Genomic DNA, 21021 nt, shown 5'->3' with positions numbered 1-21021 from the left:
CGCCCGCCGCGCGCGTCCCGGCGTGACCCACGTCACGTCCCGTGACGGCGGACGCCGGTCAGTCGCGGGTGGTGATGCCGAAGGGCGAGCTCTCGAGGTCCGTGAAGTTGCCCACCGTCGCCCGGACGGTGCAGGACGGCGCGACGGACAGTGCGGTCACGACGAGGCCGTCCGAGGACACGGCCAGCGCACCCGAGCACCCGTCGGCGAAGCGCACCCCGGCCTCCCCGCCGGCGACGTCGGTGAGCATCTCCGACGGCTTCCCGGTCGAGGGGCTGCGGTAGAGGGGGTTCAGTTCGTCGGCACCGCTCGGCCACACCGGCACGAGCGTCACGGGCAGCGTGGTCTGGCTGACCGTGCGGTCGGGCGTGCGGACCTCGACGCCCTGCAGTCGCTGCACGGGGTACGAGGTCCCGGTCACGGCCTGGTCGGTGACGGCCGTCGTGGTCGCGCTGCCCGCCGCGTCGAGCCACTCCTGGAGCCCGGCCTGGTCGGGCACGTCGGACAGTCGCACGGTCGCCTGCACGGTCAGGTCCTCGCCCGCCGGGACCACCACGTCGGAGAGCGTCCAGCCGCAGCGGACGTCGACGCCGGTCAGCGACGGTTGGTTCCGGGCACCGCTCACCTCGTCGCCGGTCCACGTCACCGCGGGACACTCGGACCGCGCTCCGACCCCGGGCACCACCTCGAGCAGCGGGCCGCGGAGCGTCGCGGACTGGGCGGCGTACGTGATCGACAGGTCCACCGTGCCGGCCTGCGGGTCGACGGTCGCCTTGCGGGTCGTCGAGAGTCCAGTCGGCAGCGGACGGTCCTGCTGGTAGGCGCTCGCGGCCTGCGCCGTGCGGGCCGCACTCGGGGTGTCCTTCCCGCCCAGGGCGCCGGGGAGCCAGACGACCCCGCCGACGACGAGTGCGGCGACGAGCACCACGCCGAGGGCACCGAGCCCGAGCATGCGGTTCGTGAGCCAGTCCGGGCGCTGCCACCGGCCGCGCGCCGGCGCCTCGGGTTCGCGAGCGGCGGCGACCGGGGGACGTGCGAGCGGCCGGAAGACCGTCTGCGAGCCCGCCTGCCCGAGTTCGGGCACCGGTCCGGCGTCCTCCGCAGCGGGTGACGGGCCGGAGCCGTCCGCCGGGGGACCGTCGGGCGCGGCACCGCCGCCGGGACGGAGTCCGCGCACCACGGTGGCGGGCCGCTCGACCTCGGCGAAGGACTCCGGATCGGCAGTCGGGGCCAGCGCCGGGGCGTCGTCCAGCTGTCGGGCGAGGCGGCGCAGGGTGGCCGCGGCGTCTGCGGCCGCGGGCCGTGCGGCCGGGTCCTTCGCGAGCATCGTCGACATCGCCGACCACAGCGACGCGGGGACGTCGAGCTGCGGCGGGTCCGAGGTGACGTGGCGGTAGGCGACGGCGAAGTCGGTGCCCGGTCCGGCGAAGGGGGTGCGTCCGGCGAGCAGCTCGTAGAGCATCACCCCGGCGCCGTACACGTCGGCCGCGGGGCCCGAACGCCCTTGGCTGATCGACTCGGGGGCCATGTACTGCGGCGTGCCGAGCAGCCCGGTCGTGGTTTGCTGCCGGTCGGCCATGACGGACGCGATCCCGAAGTCCGACACCCGGACGTCGCCCGTGGCGCCGGGTACCCACGGGGACGCGAGCAGCACGTTGTCGGGCTTGACGTCGCGGTGGGTGACGTCCTGCCCGTGCGCGGCGGCGAGGGCGTCGAGCGTCTCGGCGGTGATCGTCAGGGCGTCCCGGGGCGGCAGCGTCCCGGCGTCGGCGAGCAGGTCGCGGGCGGAGCCCCCGCCGACCAGGTCCATGACGATCGCGAGTCGGTCGCCCTCGACGACGAGGTCGCGCACCCGGACGATCGACGGGTGCTGCAGGCCGAGCAGCACGGTGCGTTCGCGGACGAACCGCTCGACGACGGCCGGGTCGGCGGCGAGCTCGGCGCGCAGCAGCTTGGCGGCCACGTGCTCCCCGGTCGCGGTGTGCTCGGCGCGCCAGACCTCGCCGGTCGCGCCGGTGCCGAGCAGGTCGACCAGCCGGTACGACGCACCGAGCGGTTCGCCGCGGCCGTACTGCGCCCGACCCTGCTCCGTCACGTTGCCCCCGACTGCCCCCGGTCGACCCCTCGTCGACCTCGCGTCATGTTACCGGCCGGACCCTGCGGCGTACTGCACGTCGATCGCGTGCTGCGTGAAGCCGGACCGGCGGTAGAGCGCCAGCGCGGGCTCGTTGTCGCCCTCGACGTAGAGCGCAGACGCGGTCAGTCCACGACCGGCCAGCCGGGCCGAGCCCGCGCGCATCAGGACCCCGCCGAGCCGACGCCCCTGCAGGTCCGGCCGGACCGCGACCGCGTAGAACTCGCCGACGCCGTCCTCGACCTTGAGCCAGCACGATCCCGCGAGCGCGCCGGAGTCGTCGCGCAGGAGCAGCAGGTCGTCGCCGGAGAACCACGGCTCGGCCTCGCGGGCGCGCAGGTCCTCGAGCGTCATCCGGCCCTGCTCGGGGTGGTGCGCGAAGGCCGCGGCGTTGAGGGTCAGCCAGGCGTCCTCGTCCTCGGGGTCGCCCGGGCGGAAGGCGTCGATGCGGTACCCGTCGGGGACATCGGCCCCGGTGGGTTCGTCCGACACCGTCGCCCGGAGCTGCAGCAGGGTCCGTACCGGCGTCCAGCCGTACCGGTCGGCGAGGGCACGGGCGGCCGGGTGGTCCCCGTGCGCCCACGCGAGGCGCGGAACGCCCGAGGCCGCCGTCGCGCCCCCGGCGCCCGGGGTGAGCACCTGCGCGACGAGTGCCGACCCGACGCCCTGGCCACGGGCCTCCGGGGCGACGACGAGTTCCAGCTCGCCGTCCCGGACCACGGCGACCCCGCGTTCGTCCCCGACCACCGCGGCACGGCCGGCGCGCACGTCGACCAGGGTCTGGTCGGAGAACGGCGGGGCCTCGCCCGCGGCGGTCGCGGCGGCCGCGAGCATCTCGACGACGGCGAGCACTACTGGGCCGCCAGCCGGTCGGCCTCGTCGTCGTGCACGTTGAAGCGGTAGCCGACGTTGCGGACCGTGCCGATGAGCGACTCGAGGTCGCCGAGCTTGGCGCGGAGCCGTCGCACGTGCACGTCGACCGTGCGGGTGCCGCCGAAGTAGTCGTAGCCCCAGACCTCGCTCAGGAGCTGCTCGCGGGTGAAGACGCGCGAGGGGTGGGAGGCGAAGAAGCGCAGGAGCTCGAACTCCTTGAAGGTGAGGTCGAGCGGCCGGCCCCGCACCTTCGCCGAGTAGCTCGCCTCGTCGATGACGACCCCGGAGGCCTGGATCTTCGAGCCCGACGGGTTCTTGGCGGCGCGTCCCGTGGTGAGGCGGATGCGCGCGTCGACCTCGGCGGGCCCGGCGCTCTCGAGCACGACGTCGTCGACGTTCCACTCGCTGTTCACCGCGGTGAGCCCGCCCTCGGTCACGACGAGGATGACCGGCGTCGTCGAGCCGCTCGTCGCGAGGATCTTGCACAGCGCCTTGGCGCTCACGAGGTCGAGGCGGGCGTCCACGAACATCAGGTCGCTCTGCGGGGCGTTGACCAGCTGGGCGGCCTCGGCCGGGACGTGGCGGATCCGGTGGCTCAGCAGACCGAGACTCGGCAGGACGTCGCCGGGCGCGGCTGAGGTGAGTACCAGGAGCTGGGCCACAGGACCTCCAGAACGAGGGGACGTCGTGGAGCCATCCTAGTGATGTGTCGGAAGGGGCCCGCCGACCGGCCGGTCGGTCGGGCGTCCCGGTCGGCGAGGCCCTGTCATGATGGAACGCGTGACCGAGCCCGTCCCACCCCTCGACCAGCGCCGCCTGCGGCTCACCTCCGTGCTGCCGGTCTGGATCCTCGCCGTGGTCGGTGCGGTGCTCGTGCTGGCCCTGACGCAGAAGGACTCGTTCGCCTGGCTCCTGCTCGTCTTCGTGCTCTGCGTGCTCGTGAGCTTCGTGCTGCAGCTCATCACCGCGACCAAGGACGGGCTGGTCGAGCGGATCAGCATCGCGTCCTCCGGCGCCTTCGTCGTCGTGCTCGTCACGGCCGTGGTGCTGCTGGCGCGCTGAGCCGCCCGACCCGCGATCTGCGACCGCGCGACCTGCGGCCGCGCGGCACGCCCCCTGGCGCCGTCAGGCGTCCCGCGTAGACTCGCGGCATGGATTCGCTGCTTGCGCTCGAGCTGTTCTACGTGGGCCTCCTCGGCCTGGCGTCGCTCGCGATCGCGTTCATCTCGGTCGTCGTCGTCGTGAAGCTGTTCAAGGGTCAGCGTTGATCGAACTGCCCGAGGGTCTGGCGCCCGAACTCGTCCCGCTGTCCTGGCTCGTCGGTGTCTGGGAGGGCACGGGCGTCGTCGAGTACCCGGTGGGTGACGAGGACGAGCCCCGCAAGTACGAGTTCGGCCAGCGCGTGAGCTTCAGCCACGACGGCCTGCCGTACCTCAACTACTCCTCGACGACGTGGCTGCTCGACGACGACCACACGCCCCTCGCCGCCGAGATGGGCTACTGGCGCATCGACCGGCCGAACGAGCCCGGTGACCGCGGTCCCGCGATGCTCATGGGCGACGGCCCCGCGCCGTTCAGCACGGTGGAGAGCGTCGAGGCGCTCCGGAACACGACCGACGGCTTCGACGTCGAGGCCGCGATCATCCACCCGACCGGGGTCAACGAGCTCTACGTCGGACGCGTCAGGAAGGGCCGGATCGACCTGGCCACCGACGCCGTGATGCGCTCGCCGAACGCGAAGGACTACTCGGCTGCGACCCGCCTGTACGGCCTGGTCGAGGGCAAGCTCTTCTGGGCGTGGGACATCGCCGCGCTCGGGCAGCAGCTCACCTCGCACGCCTCGGGGCAGCTCGCGAAGGTCGACTGATGTCCGCCTTCAGCGGGCGCGACGGCTTCGTCGCGACCGAGGCCGGTCCCGCCGCCCACTTCGGCAGCCCCGTCGGTGAGCAGCGGGCGCTCGCCTCCGGTCGCGCGGTCGTCGAGCTCGGCCTCGGGGTCGTCACGGTCAGCGGACCGGACCGGCTGTCCTGGCTCAACTCGATCACCTCGCAGCTGCTCACCGGCCTCGCACCGGGCACGAGCACGGAGACGCTCGTCCTCGACCAGTCCGGCCGCGTCGAGCACGCCGCCCGGGTGGTCGACGACGGCGAGGCCACCTGGCTCCTCACCGAGCCCGCGGACGCCGCACCGCTCGCGGCCTGGCTCGACTCGATGCGCTTCATGCTCCGCGTCGAGGTCACCGACCGGTCGGCCGACCTCGTCACGCTCGGCCGCTTCGCGGGTTCGGCAGCGCCCGACGGCGTGGTCGTCGAGTGGGTCGACCCGTGGTCGTCGGTCACGCCCGGCGGATGGGGCTACGCCGCCCCGGAGGCCCACCCCGCCTCCGACTGGACCCTCCGCATCGACGTGGTCACCCCGGACGCCGTGTCTGCGCTGGCAGCGTCGGACATTCCGGTCGCGGGGCTGCTCGCGTTCGAGGCCCTGCGCATCGCCGCGTGGCGGCCCTCGCTCGCGGACGTCGACGAGCGGACGATCCCGCACGAGCTCGACTGGCTCCGCTCCGCCGTGCACCTGTCGAAGGGCTGCTACCGCGGGCAGGAGACCGTCGCCAAGGTGCACAACCTCGGGCACCCGCCGCGCCGCGTGGTGATGCTGCACCTGGACGGCTCGGACGGCGTGCTGCCCGCGCCGGGCACCGCGGTCGAGCTCGACGGCAAGGACGTCGGGCGGCTCACCGCGTCGGCGCTCCACCACGAGCTCGGGCCGGTCGGGCTCGCGGTCGTGAAGCGCTCGCTCGACCCCGCCGTGACGCTGACCCTGACCGTCGACGACGTCGTGGTCACGGCCGCGCAGGAGACGATCGTCCCGCCGGAGGCCGGCGCGACGGCGAACGTCCCGCGCCTGCCCCGGCTCGGAGCCGTGCGCCGTTCGTAGTCGTCGCCGGACGCGGTCCGGCGAGACCCGGCCCCGCGGACGTCTTCGCGCCCGCACGACCATGGACGTGTCCGCCCGGGCGAGTCTCGTGGCGCGGTGGCCGCTCAGGCGGGAGCGACGGCGGACCAGGGGACGCTGAGCTCACCGAGGCGCCACCGGTGCACCCCGTGCAGCACGGGCCAGCCTCGGTCGCGCATGCCGTGCACCGTCGCGATCCACCGCTGGCGGGGGCCGTACGTGCCGAGCGGGGCGGCGACCGCCCACGCACGGTCGAGGTCGAGCAGGAACGCATGCACCCGTTCCCCGGGGACGTTGCGGTGGATCAGGGCCTTCGGCAGTCGCTCCGCCACGATGCTCGGCAGCTCGAGGTCGGCGACGCGCAGGGACAGCGTGAACGTGTGCGGCTCGTGCTCGTCGAGCGTCACCCAGGACGCCACGCGGCCGACCTCGTTGCAGGTGCCCTCGACGAGCGCCCCGCCGGGCTGCAGGCGGTCCTGCATGATCCGCCACGAGTCGACGACGGCCGACTCGTCGTACTGCCGGAGGACGTTGAACGCCCGGATCACTGCGGGCCGGCGGCCACCGGGCGTCGGCGTCTCGAAGCCGCCGAGCCGGAACGTCACCCCGTCACGGGTGCCCGCGTTCGCCAGCGCCACGCGCGACGGCTCGATCTCGATGCCGGTGACCTCGACGTCGGGTCGGACCCGGGCCAGCCGGTCGCGGAGCTCCAGGGTCGTCGTCGGTCGGGCGCCGTACCCGACGTCGGCCACGAGCGGGTCGTCCGTCCGTCGGAGCGCGGGGAGTGCGGCGATCCAGCGGTCGACACGACGGAGCCGGTTGTACCCGGTGGTCCCGCGCGTGACGTTCCCGATGGGCATGGACCCCAGGGTACCGAGGCGTACCCGCTCGGTAGACTCGGACGCATGACCTCCACGCTCGTCCTGCTGCGTCACGGCAACAGTGACTGGAACCAGAAGAACCTGTTCACCGGTTGGGTCGACGTCCGGCTCTCCGAGCTCGGCGAGAAGGAGGCGAAGCGTGCCGGCACCCTCATCGCCGAGTCGGGCATCGTCCCCGACGTCCTCTACACGTCGCTGCTGACCCGCGCGATCCAGACCGCCGACATCGCCCTGCTCGAGGCCGACCTGGCCTGGCTGCCGGTGAAGCGCGACTGGCGCCTCAACGAGCGCCACTACGGAGACCTGCAGGGCAAGGACAAGGCCCAGACGCTCGAGCAGTACGGCGAGCAGCAGTTCATGGAGTGGCGTCGCTCGTTCGACGTGCCGCCGCCCCCCATCGCGGACGACGCCGAGTGGTCGCAGGCCGGGGACCGCCGCTACGCCGACCTCGGCGACCAGCTGCCCCGCACCGAGTCGCTGAAGCTCGTCATCGACCGTCTGCTGCCGTACTGGGAGTCCGACATCACGAAGGACCTGGGCGAGGGGAAGACCGTCCTGGTCACCGCGCACGGCAACTCGCTCCGCGCCCTCGTGAAGCACCTCGACGGCATCTCCGACGACGACATCGCGGGCCTCAACATCCCGACGGGCATCCCTCTCGTGTACGAGCTCGACGACGACTTCCGTCCGACGAAGCCCTCGTACTACCTCGACCCGGAGGCCGCCGCCGCCGGTGCCGCCGCGGTCGCCGCGCAGGGCGTCAAGAAGTAGCACCAGCACGACGAACGCCCCGCCGGACACCGGCGGGGCGTTCGTGCACCCGGGGCGGCCTCAGACGAAGTGGTCGGCGATCTCCTGCACGAGCGCCCCGACGTCGTAGGGGCGACCGGTGTCGACCCGCACGACGGGGACGCCCGGCAGCCCGATCGGTGCGGCCGCGTCGCCGTGCTCGTCCCAGAAGGCCAGGATCTCCGCCAGGTCCCCGTGCACCTCGTGCCGGACGGGCAGTGTGCCGGGCTCGTACCGGTCGCGCAGCCGGTCCGCGGCGGTGACCCGGTCGACCTGGCAGAACACCTCGACGGCGCGCGGTGAGCCGGCGGAGGCGAGTCCGGCCTCCAGACGGTCGCGGTCACGGGACGGCAGCCAGACGGCGTCGAGGACGACCCCGTTCTCGACGGCCCGCGCCATCGACCACATCGTGTCCATCGCGATCCCACCGAGCTCGCGCGAGCCGATCATCGGACCGACCACGTCGGCCAGGGGTTCCTTGATGCGGTCCTTCGACAGGAAGGGACAGCCGAGCACCTCGGCCAGGGCGGCGCCCACCGTGCTCTTGCCCGAACCGGGCATCCCGTTGACGACGATCGCGACCTGAGCCATGCCACGATCCTGGCAGAACCCGTCAGGCGGGGGAGGTCGTCACCGACGCGGCGCCGGTCCAGTCGCCGGTCGCCAGGTACTCGACCTTCTTCGCGATCGAGACCGCGTGATCCGCGAAGCGCTCGTGGTAGCGCGAGGCCAGGGTCGCGTCGACCGTGTCGATCGGGTTCCCCTTCCAGGTCTCGCCGAGCACGAAGTCGAACACGCTCGCGTGCAGCTCGTCGACGGCGTCGTCCTCGTCGCGGATCTCCGCGGCCAGGGCGATGTCCTCGGTCGCGAGCAGGCGCGTGAGCTTCTGGGCCATCTGCACGTCGTGCGCGCCCATCTGCTTGAAGGTGCCGCGCAGGCCCTTCGGCACGACCTTCTCGGGGAAGCGCTGGCGCGCGAGCTGCGCGATGTGCTCGGCCATGTCGCCCATGCGCTCGAGCGACGAGCTGACGCGCAGCGCGGTCACGACGACGCGGAGGTCACGGGCGACCGGCGCCTGCCGCGCGAGGATGTCGATCGCGATCTCGTCGAGGCTGTTCGCCGCGTGGTCGATCATGGCGTCGTCGGCGATCACCTCCTCGGCGAGGGCGACGTCGGACTCGCTGAACGCCTGCGTCGCACGGGTGATGGCGGACTCGACGAGTCCGGCGATCTCGGTCAGACGCTCCTGGACGTCCTGGAGCTCCTGCTGGAAGACTTCGCGCATGGGGGATGTGCCTCTCTGATGCGTACCGGACGAGTGTCGTCAGCCCAGGTGAACGAACGGTGACCTGCGGCTGAACACCTCACGATCCGGGGCCTCGACTGCGCGGAAGCGGGGTGAACGGCGTCGGAACCCCGCGTGACGATCCCTACACTGGCGGCATGGACAACGCGTGGCTCGTGCCACTGTCGATGCTCCTCGGCGGGGTCTTCGGCGCAGGGGTCGTGGTGCTGGTCATCACGGCGGAGCGCACGGCCCGGGCAGCCGACGTCGCGGAACGGACGCTGCCCGACGGCGTCGCCGCGGTCATCGCCACGATGCACAACCCGGCCGTGGTCGTCGACCCCTCGAACACGGTCGTCGCCGCGTCGCCGCAGGCACTGACCGTCGGGCTCGTCGTGCGGCGGAAGCTCGTGCACGCCGAGCTCGTCGCCCTGGTGGACCAGGTGCGCAGGAGCGGGGAGATGGGGTCGGAGGACCTCGAGCTGCCCCGCGGGCGCAGCGGGGAACTGGTCGGCTACCTGAGCTTCCGGGCGGCGCAGCTCGGCAACCGCTACGTGCTCGTCACGGCCGACGACCTGACCGAGAGCCGCCGCATCGACGAGGTCCGACGCGACTTCGTGGCGAACATCTCGCACGAGCTGAAGACCCCCATCGGGGCGATCGGCCTGCTCGCCGAGACCCTCGTCGTCGCCGCCGACGACCCGGACCACGTGAAGCGGTTCGCCGGGCAGCTCATCACCGAGTCCGAGCGGCTCGGGGCCCTGACGAAGGACATCATCGAGCTGTCGCGGCTGCAGTCGGTCGACACCCTCGAGAACAGCGAGGAGACGTCGGTCGACAAGATCGTGCAGGCGGCGATCGACGCGAACGAGGTCGTCGCCCGCGCCCGGGAGATCGAGATCGTGCGGGCCAAGCGGTCGAAGCTGCGGGTCATGGGCGACCCGGGGCTGCTGCAGGTCGCGGTGTCGAACCTCATCGCCAACGCGGTCAAGTACTCCCCGGACCACACCCGTGTGGGCGTCGGCGTCCGCTCCACGAAGGGCTTCGTCGAGATCGCGGTGACCGACCAGGGCGTCGGCATCCCGGAGGCCGACCTCGACCGCGTGTTCGAGCGCTTCTACCGCGTCGACCCCGCACGGTCGCGGGCCACCGGCGGCACCGGTCTCGGGCTCGCCATCGTCAAGCACGTCGTCGGCAACCACGGCGGCGACGTCCGCGTCTGGTCGCAGCCCGGCAAGGGCTCGACCTTCACGATCCGCCTGCCCGAGGCGGATCCCGAACTCACCACCGCACTCGAAGAGCAACTGGAAGAGCAGGCATCGTGACCAAGATCCTCATCGTCGACGACGAGCCGGCCCTGAGCGAGCCCCTGGAGTTCCTCCTGCAGCGCGAGGGGTACGAGACCGCCGTCGCCGCGGACGGCGTGACCGCGCTGTCGAAGTTCGACACCGAGAACCCCGACCTGATCCTGCTCGACCTCATGCTGCCCGGACTGAGCGGCACCGAGGTGTGCCGGCAGGTCCGGACGCGCTCGAACGTGCCGATCATCATGCTCACCGCGAAGGACTCCGAGGTGGACATCGTCGTCGGGCTCGAGCTCGGCGCCGACGACTACGTGACGAAGCCGTACTCGACCCGGGAGCTCCTGGCCCGGCTCCGGGCGGTGCTGCGTCGGCGCACCGAGGACGACCCGGGTGACAGCGGCATCCTGCAGGTCGGCGGGATCCGGATGGACGTCGAGCGGCACACCGTGTCGGTCGACGGGGTGGAGACGCCGATGCCCCTCAAGGAGTTCGAGCTGCTCGAACTCCTGCTCCGGAACGCCGGACGCGTGCTCACCCGCGGGCAGCTCATCGACCGCGTGTGGGGGTCGGACTACTTCGGGGACACGAAGACGCTCGACGTGCACATCAAGCGCATCCGGTCGAAGATCGAGCGCGTGCCGAGCGCCCCGGAGGTCCTGGTGACGGTGCGCGGTCTGGGGTACCGGATCGAGGGCTGACCGGCGACGCACCGGAGGCCCGGTGCCGGTTCCGGGAACCGGCACCGGGCCTCCGGTGCGTTGCGTGTGTGCGTGCCTGCGTCGCGCCCGTCCGGCGCGCGGCGGTCAGTTCGTGCCGCTGTCGCCCTCGGACGAATCGGTCTGCGAGTCGCCCGACTGGGTGCCCGGAGCGGTGGCGTCACCGGTGGGCTCGGAGCCGCTCTCCGACGGCGAGGTCTCCGTGCTCGACGGGGTGGCCGACGGAGACGTCGTCGGGGCGAGGGTCTGGTACTCCTCGAGCGCGCTGGTCAGCACCGGGACGTTGGCGGACACGCCCTCGGCGCCCGAGTACGAGAAGTACGTCTTGACGAGCGAGCCGGGAACGGCGTCGGCGCCCGAGAAGACGAGCTCCGGCTGGCCGGCGGAGCGCGTGCCCTGCGTCTCGGCTCCGGACTGGACGCTGGACTCGGCCTCGCTCGAGGGGCCGGCCGGGACAGCGGGATCGACGTGCGAGTTCGCCGGGATCTCGACCGTCTGGGTCACGCCGCCGACCTCGACGCTCATGGTGACGTCCTTCGACCCCGTGTTGATGAAGCTCCCGACGAAGCGCGCGTCCTCGCCGCCGTCGGAGATGAGCAGCGCGTTCCGGATGTCGATCGAGCCGGTGCTGACGTTCACGCCGTCGGTGATCTGCTTGATCTCCTTGGTGTGCGCGGGCGACATGAACTCGCAGCCGGTGGCGCCGAGCGCGATGGATGCCGCAACGGCGACGGACACGAGTACCCGAGCTCGCAAGAGATTCCTCCGGAAGATCACGATGTGGACCAGGCGGTCCGCGTCCATCCTACCGATCGTCGGGGGTGCGGGCCGCCCAGGCCCCTTACCCGAAAGGTCCTTGTGGTAAACTGGGGGTCCTGGGAACGGAGCCTGATACATGCAATTCGAGGTCGGCGAGACCGTCGTCTACCCCCACCACGGGGCGGCAACCATCTCTGAAGTCAAGACGCGCGTCATCAAGGGCGAGGAAAAGGTGTACCTGAAGCTGCGTGTCACGCAGGGTGACCTGACGATCGAGGTGCCGGCGGACAACGTCGACCTGGTCGGCGTCCGTGACGTCATCGGCAAGGAAGGCCTCGACAAGGTCTTCGAGGTCCTGCGGGCACCCTTCACGGAAGAGCCCACGAACTGGTCTCGCCGGTACAAGGCGAACCTGGAGAAGCTGGCGTCCGGTGACGTCATCAAGGTCTCCGAGGTCGTGCGCGACCTCTGGCGCCGCGACCAGGACCGCGGACTCTCCGCGGGTGAGAAGCGGATGCTGGCCAAGGCCCGGCAGATCCTGATCTCCGAGCTCGCCCTGGCCGAGAAGACCGACGAGGACAAGGCATCGACCGTCCTCGACGAGGTCCTCGCCTCGTAGCGCGGACCGCAGCTGGACACCACGACGACGACCGTCCTGCTTCCCGATCGGGTGAGCAGGGCGGTCGTCGTCGTCGCAGCCGGGTCCGGCACGCGGTTGGGCATCGGGGACGCGAAGGCGTTCGTCCCCGTCGCGGGCGAGCCGATGCTGAACCGTGCCCTGCGCACCGTGCTCACCCTGGCCGAGCCGACCTTCCTCGTGGTCGTGGCACCCGCAGCACGGCTCGACGAGTGCCGCGCCCTGGTCGCGGCGACCGCCGGACACGCGGTCGACCTCACCGTGGTCGTCGCGGGCGGTGCTGACCGCCACGCCTCGGTCCAGGCGGGCCTCGACGCCCTGCCGCACGGCATCGAGTGGGTCGGTGTCCACGACGCCGCCCGCTGCCTGACGCCGTCGGCGCAGTTCGACGCCGTGTTCGACCGTGCACGCGCGACCGGTGACGGCGCCGTCCCGGCCCTGCCCGTCACGGACACGGTCAAGCGTGTCGACGCGGACGTCGTGGTCGAGACCGTCGACCGGTCGGCGCTCGTCGGGGTGCAGACGCCGCAGGTCTTCCCGCTCGCCGCACTCCGGGCCGCCTACGCGGGCGCCGAGCGCTCCGAGACCGACGACGCGGGTGTGTTCCGGGCGGCCGGGGGAACGGTCCGCACGGTGCCGGGTGACGCAGACGCGTTCAAGATCACCACGCGGTGGGACCTCGCACGGGCCGAGGCGCTCGTGGCCTCCCGCACCGGTGCGGCAGCCGCGGCGCCCGACGTCCGCGTGGGCCTCGGGGTCGACGTGCACGCTTTCGACGCCGCGTCGCCGTGCCGGGTCGGGCTGCTCGACTTCCCCGGCGAAGCGGGTCTCTCCGGGCACAGCGACGGCGACGCGGTCGCCCACGCGGTCTGCGACGCACTGCTGTCGGCGGGCGGCCTCGGCGACATCGGCGGGCGCTTCGGCACCTCCGACCCGCGCTACGCCGGGGCCACCGGTGACGTCTTCGTCCGCGGGGCAATCGAGCTCCTGCGCTCGGCCGGTCTCGCGCCGACCTCGGTCACGGTCCAGGTGATCGGGAACCGTCCCCGCATCGGTGCCCGACGCGACGAGATGCAGGCGGCCCTGGCCGCGGTCGTCGGTGCTCCCGTCGCGGTCTCCGGCACGACGACGGACGGCCTCGGCCTGACCGGGCGCGGTGAGGGGCTCGCCGCGATCGCGACCGCCGTCGTCCGGCCGCGCTGACCGCTCCCGAACCCCTCCGTCACCCGGCGCGTCCGACGTCCTAGGCTTGGGGCGTGACCGTTCGCCTGTACGACTCCCGCGCCGCAGCCGTCGTCGACCTCGTCCCGCTGGTCGACGGACAGGTGAGCATGTACGTGTGCGGACCGACGGTGCAGTCGTCGCCGCACATCGGACACCTGCGCTCGGCACTGGTCTACGACGTGTGGCGCCGGTGGCTGACGTACCGCGGGTACCGGGTGACCCTCGTGCGGAACGTCACCGACATCGACGACAAGGTGCTCGACCTGGCCGCGGGCACCGACGAGCAGTGGTTCGCCCGGGCGTACCGCGTCGAGCGGGAGTTCACCGCCGCGTACGACGCCCTCGGGATCCTCGCCCCGACGTACGAGCCACGGGCGACCGCGAGCGTTCCGCAGATGCACGAGATCATCGCGCGGCTGATCGAGCGCGGGCACGCGTACGCCGCCGCCGACGGCACGGGCGACGTGTACTTCGACACCGGCAGCTGGGAGTCCTACGGCGCCCTGACGCGCCAGCGACGCGAGGACATGGTCGAGGCCACCGACGCCGACCCCCGCGGCAAGCGCGACCCGCGGGACTTCGCGCTGTGGAAGGGCGCCAAGCCGGGTGAGCCGACGACGGCGACCTGGGACTCCCCATGGGGGCCGGGCCGCCCGGGCTGGCACATCGAGTGCTCGGCGATGTCGCGGCGCTACCTCGGCCCGGCGTTCGACATCCACGGCGGAGGCCTCGACCTGCGCTTCCCGCACCACGAGAACGAGCTCGCGCAGTCGACCGCGGCCGGCGACCCGTTCGCGTCGTACTGGCTGCACAACGGCCTGGTGACGGTCGAGGGGCAGAAGATGTCGAAGTCCCTCGGGAACTCGATCTTCGCCGCCGACTTCCTCGCGTCCGCCCGTCCGGCCGTGGTCCGGTACTTCCTCGGCGCGGCGCACTACCGGTCCTCGATCGACCACCACGACGGCTCGCTGGCCGAGGCCGAGGCCGCCTACGACCGGATCGAGGGGTTCCTGGCCCGTGCGGAACCCCGGCTCGAGGGGGTCCCGCTCCGCGACGCCCCGGCCGTGCCCGACGCGTTCGCGGCCGCGATGGACGACGACCTCGCGGTGCCGCAGGCACTGGCCGTGCTGCACGAGACGGTCCGTGCCGGGAACGCCGCGCTCGACTCCGACGATGCGGAAGCGCTCGGGGTCGCGTACCATCAGGTGGCCGCCATGGTCGAGGTCCTCGGCATCGACCCGCGAGCGGCCCACTGGTCCGGTGGTGCGCAGGACGTCTCGGCCGCACCGCTCGCCGCGCTCGTCGACCGCCTCGTGCAGGAGCGCGCCGACGCCCGTGCGGCACGCGACTTCGCCACGGCGGACCGGGTGCGGGACGACCTCGCAGCCGCGGGGATCACCATCGAGGACACCGCAGCAGGAACACGCTGGAGCATCGCCTGACAACGGCCGTGCCGGACAGGAGAGAGCAATGAAGAACGTCTCGGGGAGCAAGAAGGGCCGGCCCGGCGCCGTCCGCTCCGGCCGCAAGGGCAACAAGCAGGTCGGCTCCGGCGGCCAGGGCGCGCAGGCGCTCGAGGGGCGCAAGCCCACGCCGAAGGCCGAGGACCGGCCGTACCACCCCGCCGGCAAGCGCAAGGCGGCGAAGGACCGGCTCGACGCTGCCCGCGGCCGTCACGGTGCGTCGAGCTCGCCGCAGCAGCGCACCGGCCGGCCGCCGCAGCGCAAGAGCGACGACTCCGAGATCGTGACCGGGCGCAACTCCGTGCTCGAGGCCCTGCGCACGAAGACCCCGTCGACGACGCTGTACATCGCCGCCCGCATCGAGGTCGACGACCGCGTCAAGGAGATCCTGGCGCTCGCCAACCACCGCGGCGTCCCGATCATGGAGATCATGCGGCCGGAGCTCGACCGCATCACGGGCCACGACAGCGTGCACCAGGGTGTCGCGCTGAAGGTCCCGGCGTACGAGTACGCCGTCGCCGAGGACCTTGCCGAGCGCGCGTTCTCCCGCGACCAGGTCCCGCTCATGGTCGCCCTCGACGGCATCACCGACCCGCGGAACCTCGGCGCGATCATCCGCTCGACCGCCGCCTTCGGTGGCCACGGCGTCATCGTGCCGCAGCGCCGCTCGGTCGGCGTCACGGCGTCGGCGTGGAAGACGAGTGCCGGTGCCGCTGCGCGCACGCCCGTCGCGATGGCGCCGAACCTGACGCAGACGCTCAAGTCGCTGAAGTCGATGGGGCTCTTCGTGCTCGGTCTCGACGGCGACGGGGACGTCGAGCTCGACGCCCTCGAGCTCGCCGACCGGCCGATCGTGATCGTCGTCGGGTCCGAGGGCAAGGGACTGTCCCGCCTGGTCACCGAGACCTGCGACGCGATCGTCTCGATCCCGATCTCCAGTGCCACCGAGTCGCTCAACGCGGGCATCGCCGCGAGCGTCACCCTGTGGGAGGTCGCTCGGCGCCGTCGCGCCGAGTAGCGCCCCGCGCACGGACGCACGCGCAGGAGGCCCGGTGCCGGTCCACGAGACCGGCACCGGGCCTCCAGTCCGTCCGGTGCGCGTCCCGCGAGCGGGCAGGACACGCCGCGGGACGGAGGTCCGTCGGGCAGGACACGTCGCCCGACGCCACCGAGCGCGCCAGGTCTCGCCCGCTCGGGCGAGGGCGCAGGGGAGCGGGACCGTCAGACCGTCGCGCGCCAGTCCTCGACGTCGTCCTCGTCTGCCGTGTCGTCGTCGACGACGGGGATCGGCAGCGTCATGGACGACGTCGGCGGGTTGATGAGCAGCCGCTCGTCGCGGCGGTGCCGCAGCACGTCGTTGATGTACGCGGTCGTGGCCTCGGGCAGGGAGACCGAGCGCTCTTCCTCCTGGGACATGAACCAGCGGTGCTCGAGCAGCTCGTGGAAGACCTCGGCGGGCTCCAGACGTCCGCGCAGGTCACGCGGGATCGAGCGGATCACCGGCTCGAACACCCGGGACACCCACTCGTGCGCCACCATCTCCTCGTCGAGCTGGTCCCGCCCGTTCCGCGCCCGGTAGGCGTCGAGGTCGTTGAGCAGCCGCCGCGCCTGGTTCTCGCCGGCGTCGAGCCCGGTCAGCCGGAGCAGACGCCTCTGGTGGTGTCCGGCGTCGACGACCTTCGGCTGGATCCGCACCTGCGAGCCGCCCTCGGTGGTGTGGATCGAGAGCTCCTCGATGTCGAACCCGAGGGCGTTGAGGCGCTCGACCCGGTCGTTGATGCGCCAGCGCTCCTTGACGTCGAACTGCTCGGTGCCGGTCAGCTCCTTCCAGAGCGTCCGGTACTGCGCGACGATCCGGTTCGACACGTCCACGGGGTCGGCGTTCTCGTCGAGGCGCCCGCCGGCCTCGAGGTCGAGGAGCTCACCGGCGATGTTGACCCGGGCCACCTCGAGGTCGTTCTCGCGCTGGCCGTTGGAGAGGCCGCCCGGGTAGAGCTTCCCGGTCTCGGCGTCCACGAGGTACGCGGCGAAGGCACCAGCGTCGCGGCGGAACAGGGTGTTCGACAGCGAGACGTCGCCCCAGTAGAAGCCGATGACGTGCAGGCGCACGAGCAGCAGCGCGAGGGCGTCGACCAGGCGCGTGGCGGTCTCCGGTCGCAGGGTCTGCGAGTACAGCGCGCGGTACGGCAGCGAGAAGCGCAGGTGCCGGGTCACGAGCACCGGGTGCAGGGGCTCGCCGTCGGCGTCGGCTCGGTTCGTGATCACCGCGACCGGGTCGACGCACGGCACGTCCATGCGCTGCAGCGTGCGGAGCATCTCGTACTCGGCCCGCGCGACCTCCTCCCCGGTCTCCTTGACGGCCGCGACGTACCCGCTCAGGTGCACGAAGCGCACGAGGTGCCGCGAGATCCCCTTCGGCAGGGCGACGATGACGTCGTCGGGCCAGTCCTCGAGCGGCAGGTCCCACGGCAGGTCGAGCAGGCCGGGGTCGACGGTGGCGGCGGTGATGGCGAGGGAGTCGGGCACGGTTGGCTCCTGGAGGGCGCGGCACCGGACGTCGGGCTCGTGGCGGCGGCACCACGCGCACGGCGTCCGGTGGGTGGAACAGCGGGAGCCCGCGCCCGCCCTGGTGAGGCGGGCGCGGGCTCCCGGGGGAACTGCGCAGACTACGCGCTGACGACTGCCTTGTCGTCGAGGCGCTCGCCCGACTCGGTGTCGAAGGCGTGCACGTGGCCCTGCTTCGGCGTGATGACGATCGTGTCGCCGATCGACGGGTGCGAACGCCCGTCGACACGGGCGACGATGTCCGTGCGCTGGCCGTTCACGTCGGCGTGGCCGTAGAGGTAGCCGTCCGCGCCGAGCTCCTCGACGACGTCGACCGTCACCGGCAGGCCCTCGCCCGAGGTCGACACGACGACGTCCTCGGGGCGGATGCCGACGGTGATGTTGCCGGAGCGCGCGTTCGACAGGGTGTCGCGGTCGAGCGGGTGGTTCAGCGTGCCGAACTTGATGCCGCCCTCGATGACGTCGGCCGGCAGCAGGTTCATGGCCGGCGAACCGATGAAGCCGGCGACGAACACGTTGTTCGGCTTCTCGTACAGGTCGCGCGGGGAGCCGACCTGCTGCAGGATGCCGTCCTTGAGCACCGCGATGCGGTCGCCCATGGTCAGGGCCTCGGTCTGGTCGTGCGTGACGTAGACCGTGGTGACGCCGAGGCGACGCTGCAGCGACGCGATCTGGGTGCGGGTCTGCACGCGGAGCTTGGCGTCGAGGTTCGACAGCGGCTCGTCCATGAGGAACACCTGCGGCTGACGGACGATCGCGCGGCCCATCGCGACGCGCTGACGCTGACCACCCGAGAGCGCCTTCGGCTTGCGGCCGAGGTACTGCTCGAGGTCGAGGAGCTTCGCGGCCTCCTGCACGCGGGTGGCGCGCTCCTCCTTCCCGACACCGGCGATCTTGAGCGCGAAGCCCATGTTCTCGGCGACGGTCATGTGCGGGTACAGCGCGTAGTTCTGGAACACCATCGCGATGTCGCGGTCCTTCGGCGGGACGTCGGTGACGTCGCGCTCGCCGATGCGGATGGCGCCGGAGTTGACCTCTTCGAGGCCGGCGAGCATGCGCAGGGAGGTGGACTTGCCGCAGCCCGAGGGGCCGACGAGGACGAGGAACTCGCCGTCGGCGACGTCCAGGTCGAGGGAGTCGACCGCGGGGCGGGTGCCTCCGGGGTAGAGACGGGTTGCCTTGTCGTAGGTGACGGACGCCATGAGCGTTCGATCCTTCCTTCACCGGCAGGTACGTGCCGGACGATCCGTTGTGAAGCGGTTGCCCGTGGGGGCCCCGGATGGTCGTCGTCGACCATCGGTGCTCATACAACACGAGTTCCCCCGCCAGCGCCAGTGTCCGGTCCGACCTGGTTGGCTGGTCCCAGGAAGGACCACTACGATCGGCGGGTCCGTCCGGCGTACGGGGGAAGGCGAGGCCGTGCGGACGTCAGGAGCAACGTGAGGACCAACGACGCATGACCAACCGCCCCGAGGGTGACGCACGCGCCGCGCGCAACGAACGCCGAGAGGCCGCACGGCAGCGGGCCCAGCGAGCACGGACCCAGCAGAAGCGCCGGCAGCGCGGCACACGCCTGGGACTGCAGATCGGGCTCGGGGTCGTGCTCCTCGCCGCGGTGGCGGTCGTCACGCTGGTGCTGGTCGACTCGGTGAAGCCCGCCGGCCCCGGACCGTCCACGATGTCGCAGGGCGGCATCACGATCGGCGAGGGCCTGCGCCCGGTCAGGGCGTCCTCGTCGTCCCCGACGCCCGACGCGACCGACGCGTCCGACCCGGTGCGGATCACCATGTACGTCGACTACCTCTGCGACACCTGCGCGCAGTTCGAGGACGCCAACAGCGAGTACATCGCGAGCCTGGTCGACTCCGGCGCCGCGACGGTCGACATCCACCCGGTCGCCGTGCTGACGAACCGGTCGCAGGGCACGAAGTACTCGCTGCGCGCCGCGAACGCCGCGGCCTGCGTCGCGGACCGGTCGCCCGACCAGTTCTACGCCGTGAACCAGGCGCTCTTCGCGCGGCAGCCCGACCAGGGCACCTCCGGCCTCACCGACGCGCAGCTCGAGCGGCTCGTCACCGGGGTCGACGGCGTGCAGGACGCGGCTGCGATCCGCGACTGCATCCAGGACCAGACCTACGCCAAGTGGGTCGACGAGCGCACGGCCGACGTGACCGGCGGCGACATCCCCGGCTCGTCGCTCGACGAGTTCCCCGGGCCGCCCCTGGTGCTCGTGAACGGCAAGCAGTACGAGCTCACCGCGCCGATCACCAACGACGACTTCCGCACCTTCGTGGTGTCGGCGGCCGGGGCGTCGGACGCGACGCCGTCGCCCACCGCGACCCCGACCCCCTCCGCGAGCGCGTCCGCCGGCTGACGTCGCGACCGTTCGGCAGACCGACGGACGGGAGGCTCCCCACCGGACCGGTGGGGAGCCTCCCGTGCGTCCGGGGGCGGCTCGTGACCCGAGCGTGCGGCCGCGACCCGCGGATCAGAGCTGGGAGCCCGGCACGCTGAACGTGTCGCAGGCGGTGGCCCCGCGCTCGTAGCCCCGCGTGAACCACGCCTGGCGCTGGGCGCTGGACCCGTGCGTGAACGAGTCGGGGTCGACGCGACCCGTGGCCCGTTCCTGGATGCTGTCGTCGCCGACGGCGCTCGCGGCGGACAGCGCGTCGGCGATCTGCGCCCGGGTGACCGGTTCGAAGAACGTCTCGCCGTTCGCGTCGCGGGTGGTCGCGGCCGAGCCCACCCAGGAGCCCGCGTAGCAGTCCGCCTGCAGTTCGACGCGGACACTCCCCGAGGACGCGCCGGTGCCGGAGCGGTCGGTGTCGGCGAAGGTGCCCTCGAGCTGCTGCACGTGGTGGCCCCACTCGTGCGCGACGACGTACATCTGGGCGAGCGGACCGCCGGACGAGCCGTACCGGGACTGCAGGTCGTCGTAGAACGCCGTGTCGAGGAAGATCGAGCGGTCCGGCGGGCAGTAGAACGGGCCGGTGGCCGCCGAGGCCTGACCGCAACCGGTGTCCGTCGACCCGTCGAAGAGCACGAAGCCCGGCGTCGTGTACGAGATCCCGAGGTCGGCGGCCTCGGTCGTCCAGTAGGCGTCGAGCGACTCGGCCGCGCCCTCCATGCGGCACTCGACCCGCTGGTTCGCGTCGCGGCCGGTGCGGCACTCCTCGGCGGGCTGCACCGTCTCGTCCTGCTGCTGGATCTGGGTGGTGCCGCTGCCGTCGCCGACGATGCCGCTCAGGTCGACCCCGGTGAACTGCGCGATGAGGAACACCACGATCGCCGCGACACCGACGCCGCCACCACCGATCGCCGCCGTCCGCCCGCGGCGCTTCACCTTCCCGCCGCTGAGCTGCGAGTCCTCGTTGAACGTCATGCCGCCGACCGTACCCGCAGCCGACCCGCGTAGCGTCCGGTGCGTCGGCACCGCCGA

At 72.3% G+C, this 21021-nt stretch carries 21 protein-coding genes; 11 read left to right on the top strand and 10 right to left on the bottom strand.

Annotated features, from left to right (window positions below):
• Window positions 1-58: 58 nt before the first annotated feature.
• From J2X59_RS13450 to J2X59_RS13440, 3 genes are read right to left on the bottom strand one after another with little or no spacing between them, the layout of a single operon-like run.
• Window positions 59-2095: a serine/threonine-protein kinase gene (locus J2X59_RS13450; protein ID WP_326497016.1), complete on the bottom strand. Its 2037-nt coding sequence runs from the start codon at window positions 2093-2095 to the stop codon at window positions 59-61.
• Window positions 2096-2143: 48 nt separating this feature from the next.
• On the bottom strand, window positions 2144-2986 hold the full coding sequence (gene mshD / locus J2X59_RS13445) for a mycothiol synthase (RefSeq protein WP_326497015.1): 843 nt from the start codon (window positions 2984-2986) through the stop codon (window positions 2144-2146).
• The gene (locus J2X59_RS13440; RefSeq protein ID WP_066656694.1) at window positions 2986-3669 is read right to left on the bottom strand and encodes a response regulator transcription factor; all 684 of its coding nucleotides are present in this window, start codon (window positions 3667-3669) and stop codon (window positions 2986-2988) included. The genes mshD and J2X59_RS13440 overlap by 1 nt, the downstream gene beginning before the upstream one ends.
• 118 nt (window positions 3670-3787) lie before the next feature.
• On the opposite strand from J2X59_RS13440, the gene J2X59_RS13435 reads away from it, so the two are divergent.
• The 3 genes from J2X59_RS13435 (at window position 3788) to ygfZ (ending at window position 5941) form a co-directional block, all read left to right on the top strand.
• Window positions 3788-4069, top strand: coding sequence for a hypothetical protein (locus J2X59_RS13435; protein WP_326497014.1), 282 nt, complete (start codon window positions 3788-3790; stop codon window positions 4067-4069).
• Window positions 4070-4271: 202 nt separating this feature from the next.
• Window positions 4272-4874: an FABP family protein gene (locus J2X59_RS13430; RefSeq protein WP_066656691.1), complete on the top strand. Its 603-nt coding sequence runs from the start codon at window positions 4272-4274 to the stop codon at window positions 4872-4874.
• On the top strand, window positions 4874-5941 hold the full coding sequence (gene ygfZ / locus J2X59_RS13425; RefSeq protein WP_326497013.1) for a CAF17-like 4Fe-4S cluster assembly/insertion protein YgfZ: 1068 nt from the start codon (window positions 4874-4876) through the stop codon (window positions 5939-5941). The genes J2X59_RS13430 and ygfZ overlap by 1 nt, the downstream gene beginning before the upstream one ends.
• Before the next feature lie 104 nt (window positions 5942-6045).
• Here the strand turns inward: ygfZ and J2X59_RS13420 are convergent, their stop codons facing one another.
• Entirely contained in the window at window positions 6046-6819 is a 774-nt protein-coding gene (locus J2X59_RS13420; protein WP_326497012.1) for a class I SAM-dependent methyltransferase, read from the bottom strand.
• A 45-nt stretch (window positions 6820-6864) separates the two neighbouring features.
• Here J2X59_RS13420 and J2X59_RS13415 point away from each other — a divergent pair, with 45 nt between their 5' ends.
• Window positions 6865-7611 (top strand): phosphoglyceromutase, encoded by a 747-nt coding sequence (locus J2X59_RS13415; RefSeq protein ID WP_326497011.1) that lies wholly within the window; start codon window positions 6865-6867, stop codon window positions 7609-7611.
• Window positions 7612-7671: 60 nt separating this feature from the next.
• Here J2X59_RS13415 and J2X59_RS13410 read toward each other — a convergent pair whose 3' ends face one another.
• Both J2X59_RS13410 and phoU read right to left on the bottom strand, forming a co-directional pair.
• The gene (locus J2X59_RS13410; protein ID WP_251160948.1) at window positions 7672-8220 is read right to left on the bottom strand and encodes an AAA family ATPase; all 549 of its coding nucleotides are present in this window, start codon (window positions 8218-8220) and stop codon (window positions 7672-7674) included.
• Between the two features lie 22 nt (window positions 8221-8242).
• Entirely contained in the window at window positions 8243-8914 is a 672-nt protein-coding gene (gene phoU, locus J2X59_RS13405) for a phosphate signaling complex protein PhoU (protein ID WP_326497010.1), read from the bottom strand.
• A gap of 158 nt (window positions 8915-9072) precedes the next feature.
• On the opposite strand from phoU, the gene J2X59_RS13400 reads away from it, so the two are divergent.
• Complete coding sequence (locus tag J2X59_RS13400; protein ID WP_326497009.1) at window positions 9073-10239, top strand: sensor histidine kinase; 1167 nt, start codon at window positions 9073-9075, stop codon at window positions 10237-10239.
• Window positions 10236-10916 (top strand): response regulator transcription factor, encoded by a 681-nt coding sequence (locus J2X59_RS13395; protein WP_326497008.1) that lies wholly within the window; start codon window positions 10236-10238, stop codon window positions 10914-10916. Before J2X59_RS13400 ends, J2X59_RS13395 begins: the two co-directional genes overlap by 4 nt.
• Window positions 10917-11021: 105 nt before the next feature.
• Here J2X59_RS13395 and J2X59_RS13390 read toward each other — a convergent pair whose 3' ends face one another.
• Window positions 11022-11672: a hypothetical protein gene (locus tag J2X59_RS13390; protein ID WP_066656653.1), complete on the bottom strand. Its 651-nt coding sequence runs from the start codon at window positions 11670-11672 to the stop codon at window positions 11022-11024.
• Between the two features lie 157 nt (window positions 11673-11829).
• Here J2X59_RS13390 and J2X59_RS13385 point away from each other — a divergent pair, with 157 nt between their 5' ends.
• Genes J2X59_RS13385 through rlmB form a run of 4 tightly spaced genes read left to right on the top strand, consistent with a single transcriptional unit; the run spans window position 11830 to window position 16035 of the window.
• A complete protein-coding gene (locus tag J2X59_RS13385; protein ID WP_017888066.1) occupies window positions 11830-12312 on the top strand; it encodes a CarD family transcriptional regulator in 483 nt (160 codons plus the stop codon).
• 51 nt (window positions 12313-12363) lie between these two features.
• Window positions 12364-13533, top strand: a complete 1170-nt coding sequence (ispD, locus tag J2X59_RS13380) for a 2-C-methyl-D-erythritol 4-phosphate cytidylyltransferase (protein ID WP_326497007.1) — start codon at window positions 12364-12366, stop codon at window positions 13531-13533.
• Between the two features lie 53 nt (window positions 13534-13586).
• On the top strand, window positions 13587-14996 hold the full coding sequence (cysS, locus tag J2X59_RS13375; RefSeq protein WP_326497006.1) for a cysteine--tRNA ligase: 1410 nt from the start codon (window positions 13587-13589) through the stop codon (window positions 14994-14996).
• 28 nt (window positions 14997-15024) lie between these two features.
• Window positions 15025-16035 (top strand): 23S rRNA (guanosine(2251)-2'-O)-methyltransferase RlmB, encoded by a 1011-nt coding sequence (gene rlmB, locus J2X59_RS13370; protein WP_326497005.1) that lies wholly within the window; start codon window positions 15025-15027, stop codon window positions 16033-16035.
• A gap of 203 nt (window positions 16036-16238) precedes the next feature.
• Here the strand turns inward: rlmB and J2X59_RS13365 are convergent, their stop codons facing one another.
• Complete coding sequence (locus J2X59_RS13365) at window positions 16239-17543, bottom strand: DUF4032 domain-containing protein (RefSeq protein ID WP_326497004.1); 1305 nt, start codon at window positions 17541-17543, stop codon at window positions 16239-16241.
• 140 nt (window positions 17544-17683) lie between these two features.
• Complete coding sequence (locus J2X59_RS13360; RefSeq protein ID WP_066656626.1) at window positions 17684-18784, bottom strand: ABC transporter ATP-binding protein; 1101 nt, start codon at window positions 18782-18784, stop codon at window positions 17684-17686.
• A gap of 254 nt (window positions 18785-19038) precedes the next feature.
• Here J2X59_RS13360 and J2X59_RS13355 point away from each other — a divergent pair, with 254 nt between their 5' ends.
• Window positions 19039-19956 carry a DsbA family protein gene (locus tag J2X59_RS13355; protein WP_326497003.1) on the top strand — a complete coding sequence of 306 codons (918 nt, stop codon included), beginning with the start codon at window positions 19039-19041 and terminating at the stop codon, window positions 19954-19956.
• Between the two features lie 114 nt (window positions 19957-20070).
• Here the strand turns inward: J2X59_RS13355 and ypfJ are convergent, their stop codons facing one another.
• Entirely contained in the window at window positions 20071-20964 is an 894-nt protein-coding gene (ypfJ, locus tag J2X59_RS13350) for a KPN_02809 family neutral zinc metallopeptidase (RefSeq protein WP_326497002.1), read from the bottom strand.
• Between the last annotated feature and the right edge of the window lie 57 nt (window positions 20965-21021).

Source organism: Curtobacterium sp. 260 (genome assembly GCF_030803485.1).
Classification (GTDB): domain Bacteria; phylum Actinomycetota; class Actinomycetes; order Actinomycetales; family Microbacteriaceae; genus Curtobacterium.
This window is presented reverse-complemented; position numbering and strand designations above follow the sequence as displayed.

Excerpts from the sequence above, each read along its gene's own strand:
- J2X59_RS13360 (WP_066656626.1), bottom strand. The coding sequence starts at position 18,784 with ATGGCGTCCGTCACCTACGACAAGGCAACCCGTCTCTACCCCGGAGGC.
- rlmB (WP_326497005.1), top strand. The coding sequence starts at position 15,025 with ATGAAGAACGTCTCGGGGAGCAAGAAGGGCCGGCCCGGCGCCGTCCGC.
- phoU (WP_326497010.1), bottom strand. The coding sequence starts at position 8,914 with ATGCGCGAAGTCTTCCAGCAGGAGCTCCAGGACGTCCAGGAGCGTCTG.
- J2X59_RS13385 (WP_017888066.1), top strand. The coding sequence starts at position 11,830 with ATGCAATTCGAGGTCGGCGAGACCGTCGTCTACCCCCACCACGGGGCG.
- ygfZ (WP_326497013.1), top strand. The coding sequence starts at position 4,874 with ATGTCCGCCTTCAGCGGGCGCGACGGCTTCGTCGCGACCGAGGCCGGT.
- J2X59_RS13420 (WP_326497012.1), bottom strand. The coding sequence starts at position 6,819 with ATGCCCATCGGGAACGTCACGCGCGGGACCACCGGGTACAACCGGCTC.
- J2X59_RS13400 (WP_326497009.1), top strand. The coding sequence starts at position 9,073 with ATGGACAACGCGTGGCTCGTGCCACTGTCGATGCTCCTCGGCGGGGTC.
- ypfJ (WP_326497002.1), bottom strand. The coding sequence starts at position 20,964 with ATGACGTTCAACGAGGACTCGCAGCTCAGCGGCGGGAAGGTGAAGCGC.
- J2X59_RS13415 (WP_326497011.1), top strand. The coding sequence starts at position 6,865 with ATGACCTCCACGCTCGTCCTGCTGCGTCACGGCAACAGTGACTGGAAC.
- J2X59_RS13355 (WP_326497003.1), top strand. The coding sequence starts at position 19,039 with ATGACCAACCGCCCCGAGGGTGACGCACGCGCCGCGCGCAACGAACGC.
- J2X59_RS13410 (WP_251160948.1), bottom strand. The coding sequence starts at position 8,220 with ATGGCTCAGGTCGCGATCGTCGTCAACGGGATGCCCGGTTCGGGCAAG.